This window comes from Pseudomonas sp. Xaverov 259, from assembly GCF_019352915.1.
Classification (GTDB): Bacteria; Pseudomonadota; Gammaproteobacteria; order Pseudomonadales; family Pseudomonadaceae; genus Aquipseudomonas.
Genome location: NZ_JAAAFV010000023.1, coordinates 126,157 through 152,992, shown reverse-complemented (window position 1 = coordinate 152,992; position 26,836 = coordinate 126,157). Strand labels below are relative to the sequence as shown.

The 26,836-nt window shown below is 61.5% G+C and carries 25 protein-coding genes; 15 read left to right on the top strand and 10 right to left on the bottom strand.

The features are described from left to right. Positions 1 to 385: 385 nt before the first annotated feature. From K0H48_RS07810 to K0H48_RS07795, 4 genes are all read right to left on the bottom strand, one after another. Positions 386 to 3,904 carry a molybdopterin cofactor-binding domain-containing protein gene (locus tag K0H48_RS07810; protein WP_219267041.1) on the bottom strand — a complete coding sequence of 1,173 codons (3,519 nt, stop codon included), beginning with the start codon at positions 3,902 to 3,904 and terminating at the stop codon, positions 386 to 388. Then, positions 3,901 to 4,392, bottom strand: a complete 492-nt coding sequence (locus K0H48_RS07805; RefSeq protein WP_138817537.1) for a (2Fe-2S)-binding protein — start codon at positions 4,390 to 4,392, stop codon at positions 3,901 to 3,903. Before K0H48_RS07805 ends, K0H48_RS07810 begins: the two co-directional genes overlap by 4 nt. A gap of 182 nt (positions 4,393 to 4,574) precedes the next feature. Continuing rightward, on the bottom strand, positions 4,575 to 5,009 hold the full coding sequence (locus K0H48_RS07800) for a MarR family winged helix-turn-helix transcriptional regulator (RefSeq protein WP_368862108.1): 435 nt from the start codon (positions 5,007 to 5,009) through the stop codon (positions 4,575 to 4,577). Positions 5,010 to 5,198: 189 nt separating this feature from the next. Continuing rightward, positions 5,199 to 6,251, bottom strand: coding sequence for a 2,5-dihydroxypyridine 5,6-dioxygenase (locus tag K0H48_RS07795; protein WP_219267040.1), 1,053 nt, complete (start codon positions 6,249 to 6,251; stop codon positions 5,199 to 5,201). A gap of 307 nt (positions 6,252 to 6,558) precedes the next feature. Between K0H48_RS07795 and K0H48_RS07790 the strand changes: the two genes are divergently transcribed. From K0H48_RS07790 to K0H48_RS07765, 6 genes are all read left to right on the top strand, one after another. Beyond that, positions 6,559 to 7,692: an FAD-dependent monooxygenase gene (locus K0H48_RS07790; protein WP_176998131.1), complete on the top strand. Its 1,134-nt coding sequence runs from the start codon at positions 6,559 to 6,561 to the stop codon at positions 7,690 to 7,692. Next, positions 7,689 to 8,489 (top strand): alpha/beta fold hydrolase, encoded by an 801-nt coding sequence (locus tag K0H48_RS07785; RefSeq protein WP_219267039.1) that lies wholly within the window; start codon positions 7,689 to 7,691, stop codon positions 8,487 to 8,489. Before K0H48_RS07790 ends, K0H48_RS07785 begins: the two co-directional genes overlap by 4 nt. 10 nt (positions 8,490 to 8,499) lie before the next feature. Beyond that, complete coding sequence (locus K0H48_RS07780; RefSeq protein ID WP_219267038.1) at positions 8,500 to 9,252, top strand: Asp/Glu racemase; 753 nt, start codon at positions 8,500 to 8,502, stop codon at positions 9,250 to 9,252. An 11-nt stretch (positions 9,253 to 9,263) separates the two neighbouring features. Then, positions 9,264 to 9,896, top strand: coding sequence for an N-carbamoylsarcosine amidohydrolase (locus K0H48_RS07775; protein ID WP_138817532.1), 633 nt, complete (start codon positions 9,264 to 9,266; stop codon positions 9,894 to 9,896). A 279-nt stretch (positions 9,897 to 10,175) separates the two neighbouring features. After that, positions 10,176 to 11,486 (top strand): MFS transporter, encoded by a 1,311-nt coding sequence (locus tag K0H48_RS07770; RefSeq protein ID WP_219267037.1) that lies wholly within the window; start codon positions 10,176 to 10,178, stop codon positions 11,484 to 11,486. Between the two features lie 29 nt (positions 11,487 to 11,515). Next, a complete protein-coding gene (locus K0H48_RS07765; protein WP_219267036.1) occupies positions 11,516 to 12,604 on the top strand; it encodes a nucleoside hydrolase in 1,089 nt (362 codons plus the stop codon). 78 nt (positions 12,605 to 12,682) lie between these two features. On the opposite strand, the gene K0H48_RS07760 is transcribed toward K0H48_RS07765, so the two are convergent. Beyond that, positions 12,683 to 14,104: a PLP-dependent aminotransferase family protein gene (locus tag K0H48_RS07760; protein WP_219267035.1), complete on the bottom strand. Its 1,422-nt coding sequence runs from the start codon at positions 14,102 to 14,104 to the stop codon at positions 12,683 to 12,685. A 132-nt stretch (positions 14,105 to 14,236) separates the two neighbouring features. On the opposite strand from K0H48_RS07760, the gene K0H48_RS07755 reads away from it, so the two are divergent. The 5 genes from K0H48_RS07755 (at position 14,237) to K0H48_RS07735 (ending at position 20,385) form a co-directional block, all read left to right on the top strand. Then, positions 14,237 to 14,713: a carboxymuconolactone decarboxylase family protein gene (locus K0H48_RS07755; RefSeq protein WP_219267034.1), complete on the top strand. Its 477-nt coding sequence runs from the start codon at positions 14,237 to 14,239 to the stop codon at positions 14,711 to 14,713. Further along, the gene (locus K0H48_RS07750) at positions 14,703 to 15,146 is read left to right on the top strand and encodes a GNAT family N-acetyltransferase (protein WP_138817527.1); all 444 of its coding nucleotides are present in this window, start codon (positions 14,703 to 14,705) and stop codon (positions 15,144 to 15,146) included. The genes K0H48_RS07755 and K0H48_RS07750 overlap by 11 nt, the downstream gene beginning before the upstream one ends. Next, positions 15,143 to 15,736, top strand: a complete 594-nt coding sequence (locus K0H48_RS07745; protein WP_138817526.1) for an FMN-dependent NADH-azoreductase — start codon at positions 15,143 to 15,145, stop codon at positions 15,734 to 15,736. The genes K0H48_RS07750 and K0H48_RS07745 overlap by 4 nt, the downstream gene beginning before the upstream one ends. A gap of 59 nt (positions 15,737 to 15,795) precedes the next feature. Continuing rightward, complete coding sequence (locus tag K0H48_RS07740; RefSeq protein WP_219267033.1) at positions 15,796 to 16,941, top strand: MalY/PatB family protein; 1,146 nt, start codon at positions 15,796 to 15,798, stop codon at positions 16,939 to 16,941. A 93-nt stretch (positions 16,942 to 17,034) separates the two neighbouring features. Further along, positions 17,035 to 20,385, top strand: coding sequence for a hypothetical protein (locus K0H48_RS07735; protein WP_219267032.1), 3,351 nt, complete (start codon positions 17,035 to 17,037; stop codon positions 20,383 to 20,385). 126 nt (positions 20,386 to 20,511) lie between these two features. On the opposite strand, the gene K0H48_RS07730 is transcribed toward K0H48_RS07735, so the two are convergent. The 3 genes from K0H48_RS07730 to K0H48_RS07720 form a co-directional block, all read right to left on the bottom strand. Then, positions 20,512 to 20,727 (bottom strand): molybdopterin-binding protein, encoded by a 216-nt coding sequence (locus tag K0H48_RS07730; RefSeq protein WP_003173733.1) that lies wholly within the window; start codon positions 20,725 to 20,727, stop codon positions 20,512 to 20,514. A gap of 150 nt (positions 20,728 to 20,877) precedes the next feature. Next, positions 20,878 to 21,798 carry a FecR domain-containing protein gene (locus tag K0H48_RS07725; RefSeq protein WP_219267031.1) on the bottom strand — a complete coding sequence of 307 codons (921 nt, stop codon included), beginning with the start codon at positions 21,796 to 21,798 and terminating at the stop codon, positions 20,878 to 20,880. Then, a complete protein-coding gene (locus K0H48_RS07720) occupies positions 21,795 to 22,313 on the bottom strand; it encodes a sigma-70 family RNA polymerase sigma factor (RefSeq protein ID WP_219267030.1) in 519 nt (172 codons plus the stop codon). The genes K0H48_RS07725 and K0H48_RS07720 overlap by 4 nt, the downstream gene beginning before the upstream one ends. A 173-nt stretch (positions 22,314 to 22,486) precedes the next feature. Between K0H48_RS07720 and K0H48_RS07715 the strand changes: the two genes are divergently transcribed. Together K0H48_RS07715 and K0H48_RS07710 are read left to right on the top strand one after the other, a co-directional pair. Then, on the top strand, positions 22,487 to 23,452 hold the full coding sequence (locus tag K0H48_RS07715; RefSeq protein ID WP_219267029.1) for a threo-3-hydroxy-L-aspartate ammonia-lyase: 966 nt from the start codon (positions 22,487 to 22,489) through the stop codon (positions 23,450 to 23,452). Next, positions 23,449 to 23,829, top strand: coding sequence for a RidA family protein (locus tag K0H48_RS07710; RefSeq protein WP_219267028.1), 381 nt, complete (start codon positions 23,449 to 23,451; stop codon positions 23,827 to 23,829). Before K0H48_RS07715 ends, K0H48_RS07710 begins: the two co-directional genes overlap by 4 nt. Here the strand turns inward: K0H48_RS07710 and K0H48_RS07705 are convergent. Beyond that, the gene (locus tag K0H48_RS07705; protein ID WP_219267027.1) at positions 23,817 to 24,443 is read right to left on the bottom strand and encodes a transcriptional regulator; all 627 of its coding nucleotides are present in this window, start codon (positions 24,441 to 24,443) and stop codon (positions 23,817 to 23,819) included. The two genes, K0H48_RS07710 and K0H48_RS07705, sit on opposite strands and share 13 nt — an antisense overlap. A 70-nt stretch (positions 24,444 to 24,513) precedes the next feature. Between K0H48_RS07705 and K0H48_RS07700 the strand changes: the two genes are divergently transcribed. After that, a complete protein-coding gene (locus K0H48_RS07700; RefSeq protein WP_219267026.1) occupies positions 24,514 to 25,617 on the top strand; it encodes a DSD1 family PLP-dependent enzyme in 1,104 nt (367 codons plus the stop codon). An 8-nt stretch (positions 25,618 to 25,625) separates the two neighbouring features. Here K0H48_RS07700 and K0H48_RS07695 read toward each other — a convergent pair whose 3' ends face one another. Next, positions 25,626 to 26,093, bottom strand: coding sequence for a GNAT family N-acetyltransferase (locus K0H48_RS07695; RefSeq protein ID WP_219267025.1), 468 nt, complete (start codon positions 26,091 to 26,093; stop codon positions 25,626 to 25,628). Positions 26,094 to 26,341: 248 nt separating this feature from the next. Here K0H48_RS07695 and K0H48_RS07690 point away from each other — a divergent pair. After that, the coding region (locus K0H48_RS07690; RefSeq protein WP_219267024.1) for a ribonucleotide-diphosphate reductase subunit beta at positions 26,342 to 26,836 on the top strand (495 nt) is incomplete at its 3' end.

Below are 26,836 nucleotides of genomic sequence, written 5' to 3'. Positions count from 1 at the left end.
TCAACCACTCAGGTCGGCTTTCAGGCCGCCGTGCTCTGCTTTTGATCTGCTTTTGATCTCAAATCGCCCCGTTAACCACGATGGCCGAACGCAGGCTTGAATCCGTGGGTAACCCGGCAGGACGCCGGGTTAGCCGCGCTGGGCCAAGGATGGCCCATCGCGGCGGCCCACGGATTCAAGCCGGAGTGCGGGCATGCCGAGCCACAGCGAGGCACCGAGTGGTGGGGCGAGGACTTTTTGGTTACCTTTTTGGTCCTTCAAAAAGTGACCCGCCGTCAGGGCGGAACCCTAAGTAGCCATCACCGCAGCAACGGATATGCACACCGAAAAACCGCCATCACAGGCAAGCCAGCTCCCACAGTTCATATTCGCATGGCTTGAAATATCAGTGAGTGCCGGGGTTGGCGCGCAGGTGGGCGACTTTTTGTTCCAAGCCCTTCCATTGCGGCGCATTGGGTGCAAAACGTAGGCGCAGGTAGTCGACCAAATCCGCTACCTGGCTATTCGACAGGCTGTCCTTGAAGCCCGGCATATACCCCAAGTCCCGGGTCGCCGGGTTGCTGATACCTTGCAAAATCACCTTGATCAAATTATCCGGCTGTTCGCTGAACACATTGGTATTGGTCGCCAACGACGGGCTCACCCCAAACAGCTTCGGCCCCAGGCCATCGGCATGACAGGCTTTGCATGAACCTTCGAATACACGTCGGCCATTGGGGTTCGGAACGGTCGCGACCACAACTTTCGCCTCGGCAGTCGCCTCGCCATTGAGCGACGCCAAGTACACCGCCATCGCGCGAATATCGGCCTTGGGCAGCTTTGACAATTCACTCACCACCGGCCCCATCGGGCCTGCCGCCACGCCATGGGCATCGGAATAACCAGTGCTCAGGTAGTTGAACAACTGGTCCTCGGTCCACGGCGTCGGCGCCTTGGACAGGCCCGTCAACGCGGGCGCCTCCCAGCCATCAACCATGCCCCCGGCCAGAAAGGATTTACCGCCCTTCTCCGCGCCCATCAGGTTACGCGGCGAGTGGCACGCAGCGCAGTGGCCCAGGCCATTGACCAGGTAATTGCCGCGATTCCATTGCTCACTGCGCGCAGGCTGCGGGGTGATTTCGCCCCGGCGCAGGTTCAGTGCATTCCAGCCGGCCATCAACGGCCGGAAATTGAACGGAAAGCGCATGGCATTCGGGGTCGGTGCCTGGCTGACCGGGGCCTGGGACATCAGGTAGGCATACAGCGCCTGCATGTCCGCCTCATTGATATTGCGAAACGCCGTATAGGGAAACGCCGGGTACAGGTTGCGCCCATCGCGGCCAATGCCGTCACGCATCGCCCGCTCGAATGCCGGGTACGACCAGGCGCCGATACCGGTTTTCACGTCTGGTGTGATATTGCTGCTGTACAGCGTGCCGAACGGCGTTTGCATGGCCAGGCCTCCGGCATTGGTGGCGCCACCCGGGGCGGTATGGCACACCGCGCAGTCACCGACCGCCGCCAGCAAGCGCCCGCGCTCCAGGGTGGCCTTGGACCAGGTGCCCGCACCGGGCGGCGCGATCGGTGCGATTTCAGGGTGGAACGGCCAAGCGGTGGCCAGCACTGCGCCCAAGGTTGCAAACACCGCACCGAACCACCACTTCCTGCGTTTCTCCGGCGACTTGGCAGGCTCGCCAAGGGTGCCGGCATTCAGCGCCGCCAACATCCGTTCCGGCGTAATCGGCAGCTCGCGAAAACGAATACCGGTGGCGTCATAGATCGCATTGGCAATCGCCGCCGCACTCGGCACCGAGGCCGACTCGCCGGCGCCCATGGGCGGCTGGTCCTGGCGCGGCATCATCAGCACGTCGATCTTGGGCACTTCGGGAAAGGTCAGGATTGGGTAGCCGCCCCACTCCTTGCTCGCCACCGTCGACTCCTCAAAGGTCACCCGCTCCTTGAGCACACGGCTGGTGGACTGGATCACATTGCCGTGGATCTGGTGCTGCACGCCCGCCGGGTTGATCATCATTCCCGAGTCATGGCCGATCACCACCCGCGTCACCGACACATCGCCGGTGTGCTTATCGATGGCCACATCCGCCACCCATGCCGCCCACGCGGCACCGAAACCGGGGAACTTGCTGTGGATATAGCGCGCATAGGCAAAGCCGCGACCGCGCAACAGGTGGTCGTCGCTGGCGGTTTGCATCGGCGCCGTGCGCGGTGACCAGTTGGCGCGTTCGGCGGTGGATTTGACCAGGTCGATGGCGCGCTCGTCCTTGAGGTAACGCAGGCGGTATTCCACCGGGTCGACGCCCGCGGCAAACGCGAGTTCGTCGATATAGGATTCATGCGCAAAAGTGTTGGGCAACGCCGACACGCCGCGCATCCACGAGGCCCGCACGATGGGCGCCATGTCGTTGATGGTCACGCGCATATTGTCGATGGCGTAGGGCGGAATCGAGGTGCGGTCGCCCATCTCGAACATCGCCGCCACCGGCTCCACGCGACCGGTGAGCAACAGCGCCAGGGTTGGCGCGCCGTTGGACGGGTAACTGGTTTCAAAGTCGTAGGCGGCGATGCTGCCGTCGGCATTCAACCCGCCGTCCACATCCATCAACTGCGCGGTGCCCTTGGGTTCCCACAGGTGTTCCTGTTCACGGGTCAGTTGCACCCGTACCGGCTTGCCCACGGCGCGCGACAGCAGCAAGGCATCGGCGCACACATCGTCCGCACAGTTACGCCCGTAACAGCCGGCGGCTTCCATGCGGATCACGTCGATCAGTGCTTCGTCGCATTCCAGCAACCACGCCAGGTCTGCACGCAGCAGGTGCGGGTTTTGGCTGCCGGACCACACGCGGCTGCCGCTTGCTTGATAATCCGCCACACCACACGAAGGCCCGATCGAGCCATGCATCTGGTACGGCCACAAATAGCTGCGTGGCATGCGCTGGCTGGCGCCCGCCAGGGCTTCATCGACATCGCCCTGGTCGACTACCGTGCGGCGTACCCGAGGGTTGTCGCGGATGGCTTGCTCGACATCGCTCATGTCCGGCAAAGCGTTGTTCCACGGCTTCCATTGCACCTGGAGTGCGTGGGCAGCCTTGATTGCCTGTTCTTCGCGCAACGCCACCACGCCGACAAAATCGCGAATCACCACCACCGCGACAATCCCGGGAATATGCGCGATGGACGCCTCATCCACACTCAGCAGGCTGTTGCCGACAAAATCGCCGCAGTCGAGCCCGGCATACGGTGGGCGTACCACGCGGCCATGGAGCATGTCCGGCACGCGCATATCATGTACGTAGGTCAGCTCGCCGGTGGCCTTGCCGGGAATATCCACGCGCGCGGCGCCCTTGCCTACCAGGCGGTAATCCTCGACAGGCTTTAACGGCGCCTCGCCGCTGATGCGCAACTGATCATGCTGGCCGCTGACCAGTTCGCCGTAGGTGGTGGTGCGTCCGTCGGCGGCATGCACAACCCCGGCATCAACCTTGAGGCTGCCTGTGCTCACGCCCCAGCGCCCCGCTGCGCGCGCGAGCAAAAAGCGCCGTGCTTCGGCGGCCGCGTTACGCAGCGGGATCGCCGAAATCTGCAAGGTCGCACTGGCGATGGTGGCGCCCTGGTTGGGCGCACGCTCGGTATCGCCCAGCACCATCTTGACCTGCTGCAGGTTCAGGTCCAGCTCCTCGGCCACAATTTGCGCCAGCGACGTGCGGATGCCGGTGCCCAGGTCCACATGGCCGTTAAAGGCATAGACCAGGCCGTCATCGTTCACCGCAATGAACAGTCCCAGTTCCTTGGGTTTCACGGTCGGTGTGCCGCCCTTGGCTACCGGGCCTGAAGGAGGCAGCACATCATCGACAATCAATAAGACGCCTGACTTGGCCAGCCATTGGTCACGGGACATATCAGTCATGGTCGGCCCTCCACACTCAAGAGGTGCGCAGCACGCAGCACGGCGCGCAGGATTTCGATATGGGTGCCGCAGCGGCACAGGTTGCCCGACAGTTCATTACGCACCTGGGCTTCGCTGGGGTTGGGGTTGCGGTCGAGCAAAGCCTTGGCGGTCATAATCATGCCGTTGAGGCAATAACCGCATTGCGCTGCCTGCTCATCGATAAAGGCTTGCTGCACGGGGTGCGGCGCCTGGCGGGTGCCGAGGCCCTCAAGGGTGACAATCTCGCGCCCGGTTGCACCCGCCAGCGGAAACACACATGACCGCGCCGCCACGCCATCGATGATCACGGTGCAGGCACCGCACTCGCCCAGACCGCAGCCGTATTTGGGGCCGTTGAGCTGCAGGTCATTGCGCAGCACCAGCAGCAGCGGCGTATCCGCCATGGCACTGACTTCGCGGGTGTGGCCGTTGACCTTGAGGGCAACCGTGATAGGTGGGCTGATCATTCGCTTCGCCTGTGTCAGTTGATGAAGCATCCACTACACGAAACAGTCAAAAAAAAGCGTCGCGGCGTTGGGGCCTCGCGACACACTTGACACGTGAAGTGACTACTACATGAACTCAGAGCAAAAACGATGCCAAAGGGTGGGCGCTTGTTGTGGCGAGCGGGCTTGCCACAGGAAGGACGCTATTCCTGCGGGTCGTCGATCATCTTGCGCAGCAGGAACAGCACCGCCACCCGCTCTGCAGGGTTGAGGTTGCTCATGGTCAGCTCGCTGATCTGTGCGGCACGCGGCGCGGTTTGCGCGACCAGTTCGGCGCCGGCTGGCGACAGGTCGACCACCACCTTGCGCTTGTCCTGAGGGTCCGGCTCCAGGGTAATCAGTTCTTTGGCCTTGAGCCGCTCGACGATACCGCGAATGGTCGCCTGGTCGACGGCCGTGGCCTTGACCAGTTCGGTGAGCGAACTTGCACCCTGATCGCGCAGCGCACACAGGGTCACGAACTGCACGGCGGTGAGCTGTGAGTCGCCGACATTCTGCTGAAAGATCGCCAAGTGGCGCTGGTAGGCCTTGCGCAGCAGGTGGCCAACTTGTTCAGAGAAAACGTAGGAATCAGGCACGGCGCGGCTCGGTGGGTGATTGGCGATGGTGGGCATGATGGCGGGGATGGTGAGCGGACTCAAGCCTCGAACTCAAGGAACACACTCAAACTGTGGGAGCTGGCTTGCCTGCGATAGCGCCGGGTCGGCCAGCCATGATGTGCCTGCCAGACCGCTATCGCAGGCAAGCCAGCTCCCACCTTTGAAAACTCAGCGTGCCAGCGACGCCTGCGGTGCGACTACATCTCCCGCAATCACCACCGCCTCATCATCCAGGTACACATCACAGTTACGCAGCGGAATATCCATATGGCACGGCGTCTTGCGCGTGCCACCCACTTCGGTATTCGGCCCGGTGGAGAACAGGAAGTTGCCGTAGAACGCCCGCGCATCCATGCACATGCCGTCGTTTTTGTCGTGCAAACCCATGGCCGTCCACTGCGCCTTGGGCTGCAAGCCCCAGCCGATATGAGAGATGCCGTACACCTGCGGATCATTGAAATACTTCATGTAGTCGCGCAGGTACTCGGCCTCGAAACCACCGTGGATCTTGGTGATAAAGCCCTTCTCGATCTCCAGGGTGATCTTCTCGCGGGTGTAGGTTTTGAACGGCAGCAGGATGTCGCCGATATCCAGCACCAGCACGCCCTCGGCGGTTTCTTCGTTGGGCCAGGAGAACAGGAAACCACTCGGCCAGTGGTCCCAGCGCCCAGGCTCATCGGCAAAACCGTATTCGGTGACCGACGGATACTGGCCCAGCGCTGCGCGGAAATCACTGCCGGCGCGGGACTTGACGTGAATCGAGCGCGCCTTCTTCAGCAACTGCTCGGCCGCCAGCACGCGCACCTTGTCGGCTTCGGTGGGCAGCATGCGCGCCAACACTTCCGGCGGCTCCACGGCCAGCAGGATGCGTGTGCCGGTCTTGAGGATCTGCTCCTGCTCCGGCGAGTGCAGCAGCATCATGGTGTCGACGATCAGGTCGGCGGCCTCCAACGCGCGCTGGGCCGCGATATTGCCGGTGAGTGCGGTGTCGCCGCAGTAGGCGGTCATGTCGTTGCCCATGGCTTTGGGATGGTTGAACGACGGCAGTTCCACCGCATACACCTTGGCCCCCAGGCGCTGCGCCGCGTCCATCGCGGCGCGCACAGTGCGCGGGTCGGAATAATGGCTCTTGAGCACGGCGACGCTCTGGGTCGGGTCGACCTTCGACAGCTTCAACACGTGTTCAAACATCTGGGTCAGTTCGCAATCGCTTACCGGCATTTTCCTGTCTCCTGTGGGGCTGCACCAAGTTCAAGCACCGCGCTTCACTCTAGTGCGTTTTTATAGCGTATACGCCAATTAACAACGATAAGACCCGATTTGCAGACGAACTGCAAGTGGCGCGCCAAAACGTTACCAATTCACACAAACCACACAGATAAAGGCCACAAACCGTTACACAGGATAAATACGGCCAAAAAACAATTTTGTAAAAGCAGGCTTCCCATTTCAAAAAATGAGCGTATACACTTTAAAAACCTTGCGGACAGATGCCGCCAAAAATCAAAAAGAGAGAGGTTCACGCCCCATGGGAAGCACACAAAAAATCGCCATCGTCGGTGCCGGCCTGGGCGGCGCGGCGGCAGCCACCCTGCTGCAACAAGCCGGTTTCGATGTCGATATCTATGAACAGGCGCCGGAGTTTTCCCGCTTGGGTGCAGGCATCCACATGGGGCCTAACATCATGAAAATCTTCCGCCGCATGGGCATCGAAAAACAGCTGGACCTGATGGGCTCGCACCCCGAGCACTGGTTCAGCCGTTGCGGCGAAAGCGGTGACTACCTCTCGCGTATTCCTCTCACCGGCTACGGCGCTTCCTACATCACCGTGCACCGTGGCGACTTGCATGCATTGCAGATGTCGACGCTCAAACCCGGCACCCTGCACTTCAACAAGCGCCTGGAAACCCTCGAAGAAACCGATACCCAAGTGCGCCTGACCTTTGCCGACGGTGAAGTCACCTACGCCGACATCGTGATCGGCGCCGACGGCATCAACTCCAAGATCCGTGAAGAGCTGCTTGGCGTGGAAAAACCGCTGTACAGCGGCTGGGTCGCGCACCGTGCGCTGATCCGTGGCGACCAGTTGGCCAAGTACGACTTGAAGTTCGAAGACTGCATCAAGTGGTGGACCGAGGACCGCCACATGATGGTTTATTACACCACCGGCAAACGCGACGAGTACTACTACGTGACCGGCGTGCCCCACGCCGAATGGGACTTCCAGGGCGCGTTCGTGGACAGCAGCCGCGAAGAGATGTTCGACGCCTTCAAGGGCTACCACCCCACCGTGCAGGCGCTGATCGAGTCCACCGAAAGCGTGACCAAATGGCCGTTGCGCAACCGTAACCCGTTGCCGCTGTGGAGCCGTGGCCGCCTGGTGTTGCTGGGCGACGCCTGCCACCCGATGAAACCGCATATGGCCCAGGGTGCCGGCATGGCCATCGAAGACGCGGCCATGCTCACCCGCTGCCTGCAGGAAACCGGCATCAGCGACTACCGCACCGCGTTCCAGCTCTACGAAGCCAACCGCAAGGAGCGCGCGTCCCGCGTACAAGCGGTGTCCAACGCCAACACCTGGCTGCGCACCCAGGAAGACCCGGCCTGGGTCTACGGTTATGACCTGTACGCCCAGGAGCTGAAATCGGGGGTGGCCGCGTGAGCACCTTCCTGTATGGCGCCAATGTGCAAGCCAATGGCATTCGCCAGCACTACCTGCGCTACGGCGGCAAAGGCCCGGCGCTGATTTTGATCCCGGGCATCACCAGCCCGGCGATTACCTGGGGTTTCGTGGCTGAGCGCCTTGGCGCACAGTTCGACACTTACGTGCTGGATGTGCGCGGGCGCGGTTTGTCGTCCACCGGGCCGGAGCTGGACTACAGCGGAGACACCTGCGCCGAGGATATTGGCGCGTTTGCCGATGCACTTGGGCTGCATAGCTACGACCTCGTCGGCCACTCCATGGGCGCACGGTTTGCCGTGCACAGCGCGGTCAAGCATCCCCAAGGCGTGAATCGCGTGGTGCTGATCGACCCGCCAGTGTCCGGCCCTGGCCGGCGTGCATACCCGAGCAAGCTGCCGTGGTACGTCGACTCGATCCGCCAATCGCTGGTCGGCATGGACGCTGACGCGATGCGCGCCTTCTGCGCCACCTGGACCGTCGAGCAATTGCAGCTGCGCGCCGAATGGCTGCACACCTGTTATGAGCCCGCCATCGTGCGTGCCTTCAATGACTTCCACACGGTCGATTTCCACCAGCACCTGCCCAAGCTCAAGGCCCCTGCCCTGTTGATGGTGGCCGGGCGCGGCGGGGTGATCCTGGATGAAGACATCGCCGAAATCCAGGACCTGCAACCGGCTATCCAGGTCGCCCGCGTGCCGAACGCCGGGCACATGATTCCTTGGGACGACCTTGAGGGCTTTTTTGCCGCCCTCGACGGCTTCCTCACACAACAATAAGGAAACCACCATGCTCAAGCCTTACCGCATCGGCCAGATCGTGCCGAGTTCCAACACCACCATGGAAACCGAGATCCCGGCGATGCTTAACGCGCGCCAGGCGATCCGCCCCGAACGCTTTACCTTTCACTCCAGCCGCATGCGCATGAAGCAGGTGCGCAAGGAAGAACTGGCGGCCATGGACGGCGAGTCCGACCGTTGCGCCATCGAGCTGTCCGACGCCAAGGTCGACGTGCTGGGTTATGCCTGCCTGGTGGCGATTATGGCCATGGGCCTGGGTTACCACCGCAACTCCGAACAGCGCCTGCGCAAAGCCACCGCTGATAACGACGCCAACGCGCCGGTGATCACCAGCGCCGGCGCCTTGATCGAAGGTTTGAAAGTGATGGGCGCCAAGCGCATCGCCATCGTCGCGCCCTACATGAAGCCGCTGACCGAGCTGGTGGTGAACTACATCCGCGAAGAAGGCTTTGAGGTGGTGGACTGGCGCGCCCTGGAGATCCCCGACAACCTCGAAGTGGCGCGCCACGACCCGGCCAACCTGCCAGCCATCGTCGCCGGCATGAACCTGGAAGGTGTGGACGTGATCGTGCTCTCGGCCTGCGTGCAGATGCAGTCGTTGCCGGTGGTGGCCAAGGTTGAAGCGCAAACCGGCAAGCCGGTGCTCACCGCCGCCATCGCCACCACCTACGCCATGCTCAAGGCCTTGGACCTGGAGCCTATCGTGCCCGGCGCCGGCGCCCTGCTGTCCGGCGCTTACTGAGGAGTATGGTGATGAGCGAACAATCCGCCGACGCCAACTACCAAGGCGTCTGGGGCAATCGCATCGGCTTCGGCAAAAAATCCGCGCTGCTGATGATCGACTTTATGCAGGGCTACACCACCGAAGGCGCGCCGCTGTATGCCCCCGAAGTGGTGGTGGCCGTGGCTGAAAGCGTCGAGCTGCTGGCCACTGCTCGCCGGCACGGGATTACGGTGGTGCACACCAATATCCGCTACCATCCCGGCCATTTCGCCGACGGCGGTATCTGGGTCAAGAAGGCGCCGGTGATGAAAGACATGGTCGAGGGCAACCCGCTCGCGGCGTTCTGCCCCGAGCTGTTGCCCCAGGCGGATGAAGTGGTGATCACCAAGCAGTACGCCAGCGCGTTCTTCGGCAGCAGCCTGGCCCCGATGCTGCACGCCCAAGGCATCGACACTGTGGTGCTGGCCGGCTGCTCCACCAGCGGCTGTATCCGCGCCACGGCGGTGGATGCGGTGCAGCATGGGTTTCGCACCATCGTCGTACGCGAATGCGTCGGCGACCGACACCCGGCGCCCCATGCAGCCAACTTGTTTGATATTGATAGCAAGTATGGCGACGTGGTGAGCAAGCAGGAGGCGATGAGCAAGTTCAGGGAGCAATAAAAGGTTACGAAGAACTGCGCCATAGAGCGCGGTCTTGCACAAAACTGTGAGCCGCCCCCGCCCAACGGTGGGAGCTGGCTTGCCTGCGATAGCGGTGGGTCAGCAATAATTATGTTGCCTGACACTCCGTCATCGCAGGCAAGCCAGCTCCCACATTAAAAAGCCGGTGCAGCTTTCAGTCTTCTGTCACTGCCTTTGGACGTCGCTTTTACAGCACTCCGAAGTGCTGGAAAAAAGCGGCTGTATAAAAACCATAAGTCACCGCCAGGAGACACGCCAATGCCCATTGCGAATGCAGCGCCCGCGACCACGGTCGCCGACCCCGTTACCACGCTCTACCACAAGATCACCTGGAAGCTGATTCCGTTCCTGTGTTTCTGCTACCTGGCCGCCTACCTGGACCGCATCAACATCGGCTTCGCCAAGTTGCAGATGCTCGACCAGTTGCACTTCAGCGAAACCGCGTTCGGCCTGGGTGCCGGGTTGTTTTTCGTCGGCTATATCATCTTTGAAGTGCCCAGCAACCTGGTACTTGAACGGGTCGGCGCGAAGATCTGGATCGCGCGCATCATGATCACCTGGGGCCTGCTTTCGGCCTGCACCATGCTGGTCACCTCCACCACTCAGTTCTACATCCTGCGCTTTCTGCTCGGCGCCGCCGAAGCGGGTTTTTTGCCGGGTGTTTTGTATTACCTGACCACCTGGTTTCCGACGCACCGACGCGGGCGCATCATCGCGCTGTTCATGATCGGCCTGCCGCTGTCCAGCGTGATCGGCGGCCCGCTGTCCGGCTGGATCATGGGCCACTTCGACAACATGGGCGGCCTGCGGGGCTGGCAATGGTTGTTCCTGATCGAAGCAGTACCCAGCGTCTTGCTTGGCGTGCTGACCTTCTGGGCATTGCCCAACTCCTTCCAGCAGGCCAAATGGCTGTCGGACGAAGAAAAAACCTTGCTGGAAAGCGAACTGCGCAAGGACGACGCCGACGCCACCGGCAGCAAGCACAGCTTCCGTGACGGCTTCTTCAACCTCAAAGTGTGGATGCTTGGCGGCATCGACTTCTCGATCCTGCTCAGCGCCTATGCCATGGGCTTCTGGATGCCGACCTTCATCCGCAATGCCGGGGTGACCGACACCTTCCACATCGGCGTGCTGACTGCTTTACCCAGCGTTGCCGCATTGCTGGGCATGCTGCTGATCGGCGCCAGTTCCGACAAACACCGCGAACGTCGCTGGCACATCATCGTGCCCTTCTTCATCGGCGCAGCGGCCATGGCCACCAGCACATTCTTTACCCACAGTGTGGTTGCCACCGTGTTGCTGTTCGCCATCGCGTCAGCTGCGATCATCGGCGCCGTGCCGGTGTTTTTCAGCCTGCCGGCAACCTTCCTCAAAGGCACCGCAGCAGCGACCGGCTTTGCCCTGGCCTGTTCGGTGGCGAATATCGCAGGCCTGGTCAGCAACTCGTTGATGGGGGTTGCGATCGACGTCACCGGCAGCAGTGCGGGTGCCTTGTGGTTTTTCGCCGGCTGCCTGATCCTCAGCAGCTTCCTGGTCATCGCCTTGCCGGCGAAACTGGTGAACCGTTAATAACAACAATTTTCTGCGGATGAATCACCATGCAAGGTTTTCTTAAAAGCTGCGCGTTGCTTGTCGCCGTCGGCCTGTGTGCCGGTACTGCACAGGCAGCGCAACCCGCGCCGGAAAAAGTCATCTTCGACACCGACTTCAACGTGCTCAATGATGATGGCCAGGCCTTTATCATGCTCGCGCAGTTGCACGCGCAAAAACGCATCGAGCTGCTTGGCATGACGCTGGTCAGCGGCAATGCCTGGGTCGACCAGGAACAGGTCGACGCCCTCAAGGCGGTAGAGCGCATGGGCGTGGAAAAACAGATCGGCGTCTATTCCGGCGCCGCCTACCCGTTGCTGCATGATTACGCCACTTACGAAGCGGAAAAAGCCCTGTTTGGTTCGGGCTGGCCGGGCGCGTTCAAAAACCCGCGCCCGACTTCACCCTCGCAGCTGGTTGCGCCACCGGATGGCCTGGCGAAGCACACCCAACTGCGCAGTGAAACCGCCGCGCAGTTCATCGTGCAAAGCGTGCGGGCCAACCCACACCAGGTGACGATTCTGGCGGTCGGCCCGCTGACCAACATCGCTCTGGCGATTCGCTCGGCGCCGGACATCGTGCCGCTGATCAAGCGCATCGTGTACATGGGCGGCGCCCTGGAGATTCCGGGCAACACCACGCCGGCGGCGGAATTCAACTGGTGGTTCGACCCGGAGGCCGCGAAGATTGTGTTGCGCTCACCCATCGAGCACGTGATTTTCCCCAACGATGTGTGCGAGAAAGTCACCTTCGACAAGTCGGTGTACCAGCGCGTGATAGCCCACAAAGGCGCAATTGCCGACCTCTACACACACGAGTTCGGGCCGTTGTTCGACAAAGACCCTAACTACCACAGCTTTACCTGGGACAGCTTGCCGGCGCTGTTTCTGGTGAGCCCGGAAATCGTCATTGAGTCTCGCGACCTGTGGGTGGATGTGGACGCCACGTTCGGCGCCGACTACGGCCGGGCGCTGGGCTACAAAAAAGGCGCGCCGGTGGGCACGCAAAAAGCCAAGGTGGTGTTTGGGGTCGATCAGCAGAAATTCTGGGATGGCTACGTCAACCTTGTAACGTTGCCAACACCCGTCAAACCCTGACGGTTTAAAGCTGAACACGATCTAAATGTGGGAGCGGCGGTGCGACGATTCGACTTGCTCGCGAAAGCGGTGGGTCAGTCAGCCTGTTTGTGACTGATGTACCGCATTCGCGAGCAAGCCCGCTCCCACATTCGACGGGTGACAGGCCCTGAAAATATGCAACAGCCTCAATGCCAGATCACTGGCCTGTTCCGCCGTTGCCACATTGGTAAAGCCCATCAATAAACCCTGCCCACCTCCCGGCTCAAGGGTCCAGGACGACAACGCGTTAACCGCCAACCCCGCCTCATTGGCGGCCTTGGCAATCACACGATCCGGCACGGGCACCAGCAACCGCGCCAACAAATTAATCCCCCCGGCCTGTTCATCCACGCGTAAAAAATCCGCGCAATGCAGTTGCAACGCCGCCACCAAAAAGCCCCTTCGCAGCGCATACAACTGACGCATCTTCTTCAAATGCCGGGTGAAGTGGCCCTGTTCGAGAAAATCCGCTGCGGTCAATTGCAACAACTGCGCACCGCGCTGCTGCAAGGCCTCGGCGCTGCGCCCAAACACCTCCAGCAAGGCTGCCGGCACCACCAGATAGCCCAGGCGCAAACCCGGAAACAGCATTTTGCTGAAACTCCCGGCATGGATCACTCGGTCGTGCACATCCTGGCTCTTGAGCGCCGCCAATGGCTGGCCCTGGTAGCGAAACTCACTGTCGTAATCATCCTCCAGCACCCAACTGCCCTGCGCGTGCGCCCAGGCCAGCAAGGCCTGGCGCCGCGTCAGGCTCAACGCCACACCCAGCGGGCTCTGGTGGGCCGGCGTCACAATTGCCAGCCGCGCCTGCCGATCACGCTGGAGGCCCTGCTCAACATCCAGCCCTTCACGGTCGACCGGTACCGGCACCAGCTCAACCCCTTGATGGAGCAACAACTGCCGTGCATGCACATAGCCCGGGTCTTCGTACCAGCAGCGCTGCCCGGCCATTTGCAGTGCATCGCACAACAGCGTCAGCGAGCCGGCATAGCCCGAACAGATAAACACCTGCTGGGGCGTACACTCCACGCCCCGGTACAACGCAAGATAACTGGCAATCGCCACGCGCAACGCCAGGGCGCCGCGCACGTCGCCCATGGCCAGGCTGTCGGCGTCGGTGCGGCGTACTTGCTGGGTGACCAGCCGCGCCCAGAGCTTGCGCGGGAAAGCATCCAGCGCCGGCTGGCCCATTTGCAAGGCTGGCGGCGCCGATGTCGGCGGTGGTGCGGGCGGTTGGGGCTTCATCGCCACCTGCGGCAATGTTCGCGCAATCACGGTGCCCGCCTGCCCACGCGCCTCAAAAAAGCCCTCGCTGACCAGCAACTGGTAAGCCGCCTCCACGGTCCCGCGGGCGATCTTGAGTTCCAGCGCCAGGCTGCGCACCGACGGCACCCGATCACCGGGGCCGAGCTGGCCCTGGTCGATGGCCAGGCGGAAGCGGCGATAGATTTCCTGATATTTGGGCAATGACGACATCACAAGGGGCTCGGCAGGACGACAAGGTGGAGTCTGATCATGTCCCAACCCACTTGTCCAATCATGCCCCTGTCGAGCGCCCCTGCCACCACCGAAAATGGCGTATCTCTTAACGCAACCCAAGGATCCCCCATGAAGCACCGTCTCGATTACGGCAACGCCGCCCCTGCTGGTTACAAGGCCCTGGGCACCGTGCACAGCTATGTGCATGGCTGTGGCCTGGAAAAAGAACTGATTGAACTGGTGTACTTGCGGGTTTCGCAGCTCAATGGCTGTGCCTATTGCCTGGATTCCCATTCCCGCGACCTGCTCAAGCAAGGCGTGAGCCTGGAAAAGATCATGCTGCTGGCTGCCTGGCATGAAGCCCTGCCGCTGTTCACCGTGCGTGAACAAGCCGCCCTGGCCTGGGCCGAAGTGGTCACCCAGGTGGCACAAACCCACGTACCGGACGCCGATTACGCCGCCGTGGCTACGGTGTTCAACGACAAAGAAGTCGCTGACCTGACCCTGGCCATTTCCTTAATGAACGCCTTGAACCGCGTAGCCATCAGCTTTCGCAAAGTACCCGCGGCGGTCAAGGCACACCTGGAGAACCTCAATGACCAGTGAGCCCATCGAATTCGCTTTGATGGAAACCGAGGCCGACTGCGTTGCAAGCTTTGCCGTGATGCAGCAACTGCGCCCGCACCTGACCGACGCCGCCAGCTTCGCCGCGCAGGTTCAGCGCCAGCGCCAGAACGGCTATCACCTGCTGGCCGCGCGTGAGCACGGCAAGGTCGTTGGCCTGGCTGGCTACCGCCTGACCGAAAACACCCTGTACGGCGAGTTTATCTACGTCGATGACCTGGTGGTGGACGCCACCCTACAGCGCCGCCGCCTGGGCGAGCAGTTGCTCGACCGGGTCCGCGCAGAAACCCGCGCACGCGGTTATCGTTACCTGGTGCTGGACACCGGCCTGCACATGGCCCTGGCCCAGCGCTTCTACTTCCGCCAAGGCCTGCTACCGCGAGGCATGCACTTTACCCAGGACCTGAACCAATGACCCGCGCCCTGCTCCTCAGTTTCAGCCCCCACGGCAAGGCCGCACAGACCTTCAAGCTGGCCCGTGCCCTGCTCAACGATCTGGTGCCTGGCGCTGACGTCATCGAGCGCGACTACGGCAGCCAGGCACTGGCGCCGCTGACCCGTGAATACGCGAATGCACTCACTACACCTGGTGGCTTGAGTGGCAGCGCCACGGCGTTGTCGGAACAATTGATCGTCGAGCTGGAAGCCTGCGACCTGTTGATCGTCTGCACGCCGGTGCACAACTTCACCGTACCGGCAGCGCTCAAGATCTGGATCGACCATGTGGTGCGCATTCATCGCAGCTTCACCATCAATGCGCAGTTCGAAAAAGTCGGCCTGCTCAAGGACCGGCGCACCTTCGTGCTGGTCAGCAGCGGCAATGCGCGCAAGGGGCATGAGCCGGACTTTCTTACACCTTACATGACCACCATCCTGTCTACGGTGGGGATCCACTCGGTAGATTTTGTGTATCTGGGCGCCATGGTGAGGGGTGAAGAAGCGGTCGCCCGGGCGGTAGAGCAGGCACACCGGCAACTGTCGGCGACAATCAGCACTGGCCTATAAAATTAATGGCGCTAGAATCAGCGCCATTCTTGCACCTGCCTCCCTGATACGAGCCACCCATGAGCTTTGATTTCGACACGATCCACCCCCGCCAAGGCACCGGCAGCACCAAGTGGAACCGTTACCCGCAAGACGTTCTGCCGATGTGGATCGCCGACATGGATATCGCCGCGCCACCCGCCGTACTGCAAGCCCTGCATGCGCGTCTCGACCAGCAGGTCCTCGGCTACAGCGTGGCTGGCGCGGATGTGCGTGAAGCGATCATCGCAGACCTGTGGGCCAAGTACGCCTGGCGCGTACAGCCTGAAGAGTTGCTGTTCCTGCCCGGCGTCGAGCCCGGCTTCAATATGGCCCTGCACGCGTTCGTACAGCCGGGCCAGCCCGTGGTGCTGCAAACCCCGAACTACCGGCCGATCCGCCTGGCACCCGGCCACTGGCACCTGCCGCGTATCGAGGTGCCGTTTGAGTTGATCAATGGCGAGTACCTCACACCCATGCCCGCCATGCGCCAGGCGCTGGAGGGTGCCGGTGCGCTGCTGCTGAGCAACCCGCACAACCCCGTGGGCAAGGTCTTTACCCGTGAAGAACTGTTGGCCGTGGCCAACGCCTGCGTGGAAAACGGTGCGCTGATAATCAGTGACGAAATCCATGCCGAACTGTGCTTTGACGGCCGTCGCCATATTCCCACCGCCAGCCTCAGCCCCGAGATCGCCCAACGCACCATCACCCTGATGTCCGCGAGCAAGGCCTATAACGTCGCCGGCCTGAAGACCTGCTTTGCCGTGGTGCAGAATGCCGAGGTGCGCGAGCGCTTCAACAATGCCCGTTGCGGCATGGTCGACAGCGTCAGCCCCTTGGGCCTGGAAGCTACCCGCGCTGCCTACAGCCAGTGCAGCGAATGGCTGGATGCGCTGGTGCAGTACCTGCAAGCCAACCGCGACTACCTGCTGCACGCCGTGCAAACCCGTTTGCCCGGCGTGGTGATGCACGCGCCACAAGGCACCTACCTGGCCTGGCTCGATTGCAGCGCCCTGGACCTTGCCGACCCGCAGCAGTTCTTCCTGGAGCAGGCCAAGGTCGGCCTGAGCGCAGGCATCGAATTCGGCGATGACAGCCAGCAATTCGTGCGCCTGAACTTCGGTTGCCCACGATCGATGCTCGAAGAGGGTTTGCAGCGCATGGAACGTGCGCTGCGTCACCGCTAAAACGCATTTCACAACTTTTCGCAACGAGTGCCGAACCCTGCTGTTACTGTTTTTGCCGACCCGTCCCACCGGCAACAGCAGGAGTTCCATGGCATGTCGACCCAGCCACTTGATCGCTCGTCCGAGCCCAAAAGCCTTCCGCGCACGCCATCAACCTCGGGCGAGGCGTTTGCTGTATTGCTCAAGAACAGCGCCCATAAAAAAGTCGAAACCCATGACAAGCCGCCATCGGGGCTCGATGCGAGCAAAAAAGACGGTTATGAACTCGCCGCCAAGGACGCCACGCCGCCTGCTGCCCTGGCCGACTACAAGGCCATCGGCCCGCCCGATGAGGTGGGTCCTGGGCTGATTCGTTATGAAACCCAGGACGGCAAAAAGGTCATCGTCAGCGAGCACGACAGCCCGGAGCTGTTCAAGCAGGTCAGCCAGGACTTCAAATCCCTCTCCGGTGTGGTCGCCAGCCAGAATGCCGGTTATCAGAGCCTGAGCGCCGATGGCACGGCGCCGGATGCGCTGGCCGATTACAAAGCCCTCGGCCCGCCCGATGAAACCGGCCCCGGCGTGATCCGCTACGAGACCCAGGACGGCAGCAAGTTCGTGATCAGCCAGCGCGACAACCCCGAGGCGTTCCAAAAAGCCAAGGAGGCCTACGAAAGTTTTACCGGCCTCTCCAGCAGTGAGGATGCCGGTTACCGTCGCGCCACCGACAACGAAGTCTGGCCACCCTACGGCGGCACGGCCGTAGGCCCGGTGGACGAAGTCGGCCCTGGGCTGATCCGCTACGAAAGCAACGGTGAAAAAGTTGTCGTCGCCCGTGAAGACAACCCCAAGTTGTTCGACTACCTGGCGGGCCTCAACGCGGTGTACTCCGACCCCGGCAAAAAAGCCGTGATTGAGGGCGAACTGAACAACGGTGCAGCCCTGGCCGACGCCAACACACCCGTACCGGGCCTCAACGACTACAAGAACTTCAGTTGGAACAACGACCAGAAAGACAGCGTCCTCACCTACGAACTGCAGGACGGCACCAAGGTGGTGGTGTCTGCCGACATCAGCCCTGAGCTGTTCAAAAGCGTGGCCACGGCCAACGACACCTGGGCCAAGATCCACACCAGTGAAGACGCCGGCTACAAACTGGCCGGGCCAAATGACTTCCTGAAAAACACCGACATCACCTTCGGCTCGCCCGATGAACTGGGCGACGGCCTGATCCGCTATGAAACCAGCGAAGGCAAGGTCATCGTCTCCAAGGAACTGAGCCCCCAACTCTACGATGACGTGCTGGCCAAATGGGAAGCCTTCAGCGCCAGTTCCATCGACGACACCCGCGCCAAGCACAACCTGCCCAGGGCCGGTGACCTGGATGTGCTGAACATGGACACCGGCGTGCATTCGGACCCCAAGGACGACAAGTCGCCGACCATGAGCGTCAGTGAGTTGGCCACCACCCAACTGATCGACACCTACCGCGCCGGCGTCAAGGACGGCTCGATCCCCAAGGATGACCCCCGGGCCAAGCTGGTGCGCGCCCTGGAAGCCCAGGCCGCGTACCAGAACGGCCATGGCATCACCGGTTATGAAGAAGCCAAGCGCCCATTCAACACCACCTGGCGCGAGTCGGATGACAAGCAGACCGAGCTGAGCTCGGCCGACATGCACGACATCATCGACGGCAAGGCCGTGCAAAAGCAGATCGGCGAGCTGTTCAACGACCCGACCATCCAGGCCGACTACAAGTCGAAAATGGACGATGCGCTCAACAAACTGCCGAACAAGGATGAGGTCAAGCAGAAGCTGCTGGACCTCACCGCCAACCCCGATTACGTGCTGTACCTCAAAGACCTGCAAGACCAGGGCAAGGCCAGCGACGCGCAAAAGGACTTGAGCGACACCCTCACCTCCCTGTCGCTGTTCGACCCCGAGGCGGCCAGCAAGGCCGCGCAGAATATCCAGGCCGATGGTTTGACCACCGACCTGAATGCGATCCTCTCGGACCCGAGCAAAATCTCCGACGACAACAAGGAGCTGGCGACCAAGGACCTGTTCGGCCTGCTTAAAGGCGTGCTCAAGGGCAACCTGCTTGACCTGCCACGCCGTACTCAGGAAACCCTGGAAAAATTCCTCAACGAGGGGCTGCAAGGCAAGGAGAAATCCGCTGGCGTTACCAAGGCCCTGGAAGAACTCGGCGATGTCTACAAGAACAGCGGCACCATCAGCGAAGCCGACGTCAAAAAAGCCCTGAGCAAACCCTACATCGCCGTGGCGGATCGCGGCATGCTCGGCGAGGTGTTCAACACCCTCAACAGCAAAGGCATTCTCGGCTCCCTGGGCGCCGGTGTGACGCTGTTTTCAGCGATTTACCAATTGGTGGGCAAAGGCGGCAAACTCGGCGAAACCCCGGCGCAGCGCATGAGCATCGCCAAGGACTTTTTGAGTTTTGCCGGTGGCGCCAGCCACTTCGTGCGCCTGGGTGACAAGATCGGCGAGACCCTGGGCAAAGGCGGCCTGGTGAACTTCCTGGGCCTGGACAAAACCTTGCCGGAAATCTGGGGCAAGGAAGGCGTGACCGGCAAAATGCTCGATTTTGGCCCTGGCGGCGAAGTCGACGCCAAGGTCAGCAAGGAAATTTCTGCGGCCCTGGATGCCGTGCCCGACAGTCAGTACGACGGCATCGGCAAGTTGTTCGGCGAAGGCGACACGGCGGTCAAGCAAGCCACCGATGGCCTGGCCACGCACCTGGATGACGGCCTGGCGGCTGCCGGTGCAGCCAAGTTGGGCGCGTCCAAGTCCGCAAAAATCGCCGGTTCCGTGATCAAGGTGCTGGGCCCGGCCACGGACATTGCCGGGGGTTTTGCCGATATCGTGCTCGGCGCCTTGGCGATCAAGAGCGGCATCGCCAGCAAAGACCCGCTGGCCCAGGCGGCCGGCGGCCTGCAAGTGGCCGGCGGTGCGTTCGGTGCCTCGGCCGGGGTACTCGGCGCGGCAGCACTGTTTGGCGCAGGCACGGCAGCGGCATTGACCGGGCCGCTGTTCCTGGTCGGCGTGGTGCTGGCGGTGGTGGGTGGGATCATCGGCTACTTTGTCGACCACAACAAAAAGCAGAAGGCTACCAACGCGGAAAACGATTGGTATCGTGGTTTGGCCAACGACGGTTTATTGCAAAACGACTGGGCGGAAAAGGTCGAGTACGCCCACTACGAAATCCACCACTACCACGGCCGCGACACGCCGACCGACGACAGTATCTTTCGCTTCCAGCAATCGGAATGGCAGCACTTCGAGGAGACGCCCGGCAAAGGCGGCTCCTCGAGCAATCGGCTGGATGGGGATTTGCACAAGCACTATGAAGACCCGAACACACCGCCGAAGAACTTGCCCAGCGATGCGCCACCGGATAAACCGCAGCCGCACCAGCCGGGCGGTGGTGGGCCACGCATTAACTGAGAACCAAGCAGGCTCACACATCAATGTGGGAGCTGGCTTGCTTGCGATAGCGGATTAACAGTCGCCATGTTTATGACTGATACACCGCCATCGCAGGCAAGCCAGCTCCCACACTTTCGAACACATTTACAGCTTGGCAATCGACACTTCAGTCGACTTCACAAAGGCAATCACTTCACTGCCCACTTTCAATTCCAGGTCACGCACCGAGCGGGTGGTGATCACTGATGTGACGATGCCGGACGCGGTTTGCACATCAATTTCGGACACCACTTCCCCCAGCAGAATTTCCTTGATCACGCCCTTGAACTGGTTGCGCACGTTGATCGCTTTAATGGTCATGTCGGCTTTCCTTTTGGCTGTTGGGTCAATCCGCACGAATGCGCAGGCCCTCAAAATGCGTTATCGGCACAAACATTAAAAGGAATATATAACTCTTTATTTATTCGATATGGATATATGTGAACATTTGGCCCGCGCACGCCGCAGGATCTACGCCAGGGCTCGACTCAATGTCACCCAGTAACGCGTGCGCGCTCGCACCTCAAACCCCAAGGTCTGGGCCAGCAGCGTGAGGATGCGGTCGGTGTCATCCAGGCGAAAGCTGCCGGTGACCCGCAGCGTTTCCAGGCTCGGGTCCCAGCGCAACACGCCAGGGCGGTAACGCTCCAGTTCGCGCAGGAAGTCGCCCAAGGGCTGATCCTGCGCAGTCAGTACGCCGTCGCGCCAGTCCAGTTGCTGTACATCAAACGCGGCCCTTTCGGCCAAGCCCTGAGGCTTTAATGACGCTTGCTGACCGACGCTCAAAGTCGCCAGTTGCCCGCTACGGTCACGCACCAGCACCGCGCCCTTGAACACCGACACGCGGCAGCCGGACGCCAATTGCCGCACGCACACTTCGCCTTGGCGCACCTCAACCTGGCCGTAGCGCGTGTACACACTGATCGCCGCTGCGCCCGGCACCGTCAGCGCCAATTCGCCGTCCACCAGCGTAATGCGCCGCTGTGCCAGGTCAACATCCACCGCCGTCGCCGTATTGAGTTGCAGGCTGCTGCCATCGGCCAATGGCAGGCGTTTGCGCTCGCCGGTGGCGGTGTGCAGATCAGCCCGCCACGCCTCGATGGGCAACTGCCGGCTGATCAACCAGGCAGTCGGCACCAGCGCCGCCACGCCCAAGGCCCGCTTGAGCAATGCGCGCCGCCCCGCTTGCGGACGGTCGAGGCTGGCCATTGCCACGGCCTGGGGCAAGTCATTGAAGCGCTGACGTAGCGCCTGGGCTTTCTGCCAGGTCTGTTCGTGCTGAGGGTGGCTGTCGCGCCAAGCCTGTAAATTGGCGTGGTCACGCTCGGTGGCCGCGCCGGATTCCAGCAGCGCCAACCACTGAGCCGCAGCACGCGCCACGTCGCGACTCAAAGGTCCACCATCAGGCAATGTTCATAGGCCTGGGCCATGTAGCGCTTGACCGTGCGCTCAGAGACGTCGAGCCGCTCGGCAATCTCGCGATAGCCCCAGCCTTCCAACTGGCTCCACAAAAACGCGCGGCGCACCATCGGCGGCAAACCGTCAAGCAGCTCATCCAGGGCGTGCAGGGTTTCCAGCAGCAGCCAGCGTTGCTCCGGCGACGGCACGCAGGTTTCAGGCAAACTCGCCAGCGCCTTCAGATAGGCTTGCTCAAGGCTGCGGCGCTGATGAAAGTTGGCCAGCAAGCGCTTGCCGACGGTCACCAGATACGCCCGTGGTTCCTGCATCTGCGCAATCGGCTGGGCACTGGCCAACACCCGCACAAAGGTGTCCTGGCTCAGGTCCGCCGCATCCCAGGCATTGCCCAGGCGCCGGCGCAGCCAGCTTTCGAGCCAGCTGCGATGGTCGCGGTACAAACTCGACAGGGTTTGATCACCGGCGTGGGTGGGAGCAACAGCATCAGTCATGGCAAACAACCTGCGCGGCGCGAGTGAGTCTCAAATGAGATTCATTCTATTTAATATCGCTGCTGATCACCACGCTCTTTTCAACATCGTGTTTATGCCCAGGGTGACAAACCAGACTTTACTATTTGTCTTAATATGGATATTTTATCCACATTCACCCACGAGGTCCGCCCATGCACTTGCCTGACTACTCAGATGTCATCGCCGCCGCCCAACGCCTGCAAGGCTTTGCCCATCAAACGCCGGTGTTTACCTCGCGCACCCTCGACGCTGAAACCGGCGCCCAGGTGTTCATCAAGTGCGAAAACCTGCAGCGTACCGGCTCGTTCAAGTTTCGCGGTGCGTTTAATGCGCTCTCGCAGTTTGACGCGCAGCAGCGCAAGGCCGGGGTGGTGGCGTTCTCCTCCGGCAACCATGCCCAGGGCATTGCGCTGGCCGCGCAATTGCTCGGCATGCCGGCGACCATCGTGATGCCCACCGACGCACCCGCCGCGAAGGTGGCCGCCACGCGGGAATATGGCGCCAGCGTGGTGCTGTATGACCGCTTCAACGAGGACCGTGAGCAGATCGGCCGCACCTTGGCGGTGGAGCATGGCATGACGTTGATCCCGCCTTACGACCACCCGCACATCCTCGCCGGCCAAGGCACGGCCGCCAAGGAACTGTTGGAATTCACCGGGCCTCTGGACGCTTTGTTTGTCGGTCTGGGCGGTGGCGGCATGCTCTCGGGCACCGCGTTATCGACCCGTGCGCTGGCCCCCGATTGCCAGCTGTTTGGTGTTGAGCCCCAAGCGGGCAATGACGGCCAGCGCTCGTTTCAAACCGGCAGCATCGTACACATCGACACCCCGGCGACTATCGCCGACGGTGCGCAAACCCAGCACCTGGGCGACTGCACCTTCCCGATCATCCGCGACAAGGTGACCGACATTCTCACCGTCTCCGACGCGCAGTTGGTGGCCGCGATGAAGTTTTTTATGCAACGCATGAAAATGGTGGTCGAACCCACCGGCTGCCTGGGCCTGGCGGCGTTGCGCCAGCTGGGCGAGCGATTCAAGGGCCAGCGGGTGGGCATTATCGTCACTGGCGGCAACGTCGATATCGCGCGCTATGCCGCGCTGCTCAGCGAGGCATCATGAACATCATCCACACCGAGGCCGCCTCGCAACCTGCCGGGCATTACTCTCAGGCCGTCAGCCACGGCGACACGCTGTATATCTCCGGGCAATTGCCGGTGAGCCCGGAGGGTCGCCATAACCTTGAAGCATCGTTTGCCGAACAGGCCCAGCTTGCGCTGACTAACCTGCTGGCCATCCTGAAAGCCGCCGGTGGCTCGCCGCAGGATCTGGTGAAGGTCACGGTGTATGTGGCCGGGGTGCAGCACTGGCCGCAATTCGACCGTATTTACGCCGCCGCGCTGGGCGAGCACCGCCCTGCCCGCGCAGTGGTGCCGGTGCCCGAGTTGCACCACGGTTATTTGGTGGAGATTGAAGCGGTGGCGCGTTACTTGGCGTAGGTGTAGACCGCCGCACGGGACACGCCCAAGTGGGCCGCAACGGTTTCCATGGCCCGGCGAATGTCCATGCAGCCCGAGTCTTTGAGTTCTTGCAGCAACAGCCGTCGGTCCGCCGCTTTGAGCGCACGCGGCGTGGTGGCCAGGCGTGCGGCGAACTGGTCGATGCGGGTGCGAATCACCTCGGCGCCGGACGGTTCCAGGGACTCTATAAGGGTGTCGCCGGTGACCGAGCCAAACTGCTCAAGCATGCCCTGCAGGCCACGGAACAGTGAGAGGTCGACGTTCATGCACAAGGCGGCGACGTACTTGCCGCTGGTGTCCTTGATGCCGATGGAGGTGCTTTTGACTTGGCGGCCATCGGCGAACTGATTGCGGTAATTGGCAATGATCTGCGGGTAGTCAGGGTCGGCAATCCGCGCCAGGCCCAACTCGGTGGTCGGGTCGCCCGGCGAGCGTCCGGAGAGGTTGTTATGGATCGCCAGGATCGCCTGCTGCGGGTCGCGCAAATCGTGCAGCACCACTTCGCAGAACGGGCTGAAGGTTTTGCTCAAGCCTTCGGCAATCTGTTCGAGCTGGCTGATCAGGGTGGTTTCTTCGGAAGAGGTCTTTTTCATGCAAGACAACATATCCAGTCCTGGACAGGCCGTCAATTTGGCCGCTGTCCGCCCTTGTGGAGCGTTAACCATGGACACCCCAGCGGCATTGATAGACTGCGTGAAAATGCAGCGCAACATCCAGCGCATGCAACAACGCGCCGACCATTTGGGCGTGCACCTGCGCCCCCACGTCAAAACCCACAAGTGCGCCGAAGTGGTGGCCGCGCAGATAGCGGCCGGTGCCCGTGGCATCACCGTATCAACGCTTAAGGAAGCCGAATACTTCTTTGAACTGGGCATCCAAAACATCCTCTACGCCGTCGCCATGGCCCCGCACAAACTGCCCAAAGCCCTGGCGCTACGCCGCCGGGGTTGCGCGCTGACGCTGATCACCGACAGCCTCGCCGGCGCCCAGGCGCTCGTCGATTTCGGCAGCGAGCAGGCTGAAACCTTTGCCGTGATGATCGAGATTGACTGCGACGGCCACCGTTCCGGGGTCAAGCCGCAGGATCCGCTATTGCTCGACATCGCCCGCTTGCTCGGTGACAGCCTCGTCGGCGTAATGACCCACGCCGGGGAAAGCTACGGCCTGGATACGCCTGAAGCATTGCAGGCCATCGCCGAACAGGAACGCGCACGCTGCGTTGAAGCAGCGCAACGTATCCGTGCCGCCGGGATGGCCTGCAATCAGGTCAGTGTCGGCTCCACGCCCACCGCATTATCAGCCGTCTGCCTTGAAGGCGTGACCGAACTGCGCGCGGGTGTGTACGTGTTTTTTGACCTGGTGATGCACAACATCGGCGTATGCAGCATCGACGAACTGGCCTTGAGCGTGCTGACCACAGTGATCGGCCATCAAGCGGAAAAAGGCTGGATCATCACCGATGCCGGCTGGATGGCCATGAGCCGCGATCGCGGCACGCACGCGCAGAAACGCGACTTCGGTTATGGCCAGGTGTGCAATGAGCACGGGGCGTTGATTGACGGCTTGCTGTTGAGCAGCGCCAACCAGGAGCATGGCGTAGCGCGGTTCGAAGCGGGTGGCGTGGATGTGGTCAAACAGTTTCCGCTCGGCACGCGCCTGCGTATTCTGCCCAATCATGCGTGTGCCACGGGGGCGCAGTTTGGCAGTTACCACGCGGTGCTGCACACGGGTGAGGTGCAGATCTGGGAGCGGCTGCGTGGTTGGTAGGCCACCCGCTACAGATCGAGCTCCATCTTGATAATCTCGATGGACACCGGGCTATTGCCTCGGCTGAAGGTGCCCTCGCCGATCTTTTGAAAGCCGAAAGCGGCATAGAATTTTTCAGCGTTGAGGGTCGATTCCAGATAGGCCTTGGCATGGCCGGCGTTTTTGATGCGCTGCAAGGCTTCATTCAACAAACGTGCGCCAATGCCCTGCCCTGCGGCATCGCCGCGCACGAACAGTTTGCTGATTTCATGCCCGTCGATTTCGATAAAACCCTGCAGCCTGTCGGTATGTGCCAGCCACAGGTTGCCGGCGGCGATGGCCTCGCGGTAGGTCGCCGGTGAGCGGCCGTCGAGCCACATGGCGATCTGTTCGGGGCCGTAGTCGTCTGTGCAGAGTGTTTCGACGGAGTTCCTATGCACGTCGAAGAGGCTTTGCGCGTCTTCCAGCAGGGCGGAGCGGATCCGTAATTTTTTCATTCCCTTGAAATTCCACCGTCACTCAATGAACCCAGGCTTTATAGCTCAACGGGCGCTGCGCCGCGACCCAAGACCGCACATCTTGTGCGTTGACCTGTTTTGTTACACACAATATAGTGTGCCCACAAACACAAACCACCACTACATAGTGTGCAGTATCGGTATTTACCGACCACACTCTGCGCAGTATTTCAATGCCTTGAAGCCTGCAAAAACCTATTTTTCGAGTACCAGGAAGGAGAATTTCAATGTTGAGTTGGGATGAAGTCGACAACGAAGACACCAGTGCAGCGGTGATCAAAGGCGCCAACGCCGGTCATGCCAGCGAAGCCAACATGGACCGCCTCGACGGTGCCGGCGCCGCTGCCGCCCTGGAAGCGCGCAACGTGACGGCCAACGACTCCGCCGCCATCGTGCGCGCCAAGGCCGCCCTGGACAAACTCGACGTCGCCGAAGGCCTCGCTGAACTCGAAGGCTCCGCCGCCCGCGTCGCCGTTGACGAAAAGCGCATGATCAACTGCCGCGCCGACCTCAACCAACTCGTGCCGTTCAAGTACGACTGGGCCTGGCAGAAGTACCTCGATGGCTGCGCCAACCACTGGATGCCGCAAGAGGTCAACATGACCGCCGACATCGCCCTGTGGAAAAACCCCGAAGGCCTCACCGACGACGAACGCCGCATCGTCATGCGCAACCTCGGCTTCTTCTCCACTGCTGATTCGTTGGTCGCGAACAACCTGGTG

Excerpts from the sequence above, each read along its gene's own strand:
- K0H48_RS07810 (WP_219267041.1), bottom strand. The coding sequence starts at position 3,904 with ATGACTGATATGTCCCGTGACCAATGGCTGGCCAAGTCAGGCGTCTTA.
- K0H48_RS07805 (WP_138817537.1), bottom strand. The coding sequence starts at position 4,392 with ATGATCAGCCCACCTATCACGGTTGCCCTCAAGGTCAACGGCCACACC.
- K0H48_RS07795 (WP_219267040.1), bottom strand. The coding sequence starts at position 6,251 with ATGCCGGTAAGCGATTGCGAACTGACCCAGATGTTTGAACACGTGTTG.
- K0H48_RS07790 (WP_176998131.1), top strand. The coding sequence starts at position 6,559 with ATGGGAAGCACACAAAAAATCGCCATCGTCGGTGCCGGCCTGGGCGGC.
- K0H48_RS07780 (WP_219267038.1), top strand. The coding sequence starts at position 8,500 with ATGCTCAAGCCTTACCGCATCGGCCAGATCGTGCCGAGTTCCAACACC.
- K0H48_RS07775 (WP_138817532.1), top strand. The coding sequence starts at position 9,264 with ATGAGCGAACAATCCGCCGACGCCAACTACCAAGGCGTCTGGGGCAAT.
- K0H48_RS07770 (WP_219267037.1), top strand. The coding sequence starts at position 10,176 with ATGCCCATTGCGAATGCAGCGCCCGCGACCACGGTCGCCGACCCCGTT.
- K0H48_RS07765 (WP_219267036.1), top strand. The coding sequence starts at position 11,516 with ATGCAAGGTTTTCTTAAAAGCTGCGCGTTGCTTGTCGCCGTCGGCCTG.
- K0H48_RS07760 (WP_219267035.1), bottom strand. The coding sequence starts at position 14,104 with ATGTCGTCATTGCCCAAATATCAGGAAATCTATCGCCGCTTCCGCCTG.
- K0H48_RS07755 (WP_219267034.1), top strand. The coding sequence starts at position 14,237 with ATGAAGCACCGTCTCGATTACGGCAACGCCGCCCCTGCTGGTTACAAG.
- K0H48_RS07750 (WP_138817527.1), top strand. The coding sequence starts at position 14,703 with ATGACCAGTGAGCCCATCGAATTCGCTTTGATGGAAACCGAGGCCGAC.
- K0H48_RS07745 (WP_138817526.1), top strand. The coding sequence starts at position 15,143 with ATGACCCGCGCCCTGCTCCTCAGTTTCAGCCCCCACGGCAAGGCCGCA.
- K0H48_RS07740 (WP_219267033.1), top strand. The coding sequence starts at position 15,796 with ATGAGCTTTGATTTCGACACGATCCACCCCCGCCAAGGCACCGGCAGC.
- K0H48_RS07735 (WP_219267032.1), top strand. The coding sequence starts at position 17,035 with ATGTCGACCCAGCCACTTGATCGCTCGTCCGAGCCCAAAAGCCTTCCG.
- K0H48_RS07730 (WP_003173733.1), bottom strand. The coding sequence starts at position 20,727 with ATGACCATTAAAGCGATCAACGTGCGCAACCAGTTCAAGGGCGTGATC.
- K0H48_RS07720 (WP_219267030.1), bottom strand. The coding sequence starts at position 22,313 with ATGACTGATGCTGTTGCTCCCACCCACGCCGGTGATCAAACCCTGTCG.
- K0H48_RS07715 (WP_219267029.1), top strand. The coding sequence starts at position 22,487 with ATGCACTTGCCTGACTACTCAGATGTCATCGCCGCCGCCCAACGCCTG.
- K0H48_RS07710 (WP_219267028.1), top strand. The coding sequence starts at position 23,449 with ATGAACATCATCCACACCGAGGCCGCCTCGCAACCTGCCGGGCATTAC.
- K0H48_RS07705 (WP_219267027.1), bottom strand. The coding sequence starts at position 24,443 with ATGAAAAAGACCTCTTCCGAAGAAACCACCCTGATCAGCCAGCTCGAA.
- K0H48_RS07700 (WP_219267026.1), top strand. The coding sequence starts at position 24,514 with ATGGACACCCCAGCGGCATTGATAGACTGCGTGAAAATGCAGCGCAAC.
- K0H48_RS07695 (WP_219267025.1), bottom strand. The coding sequence starts at position 26,093 with ATGAAAAAATTACGGATCCGCTCCGCCCTGCTGGAAGACGCGCAAAGC.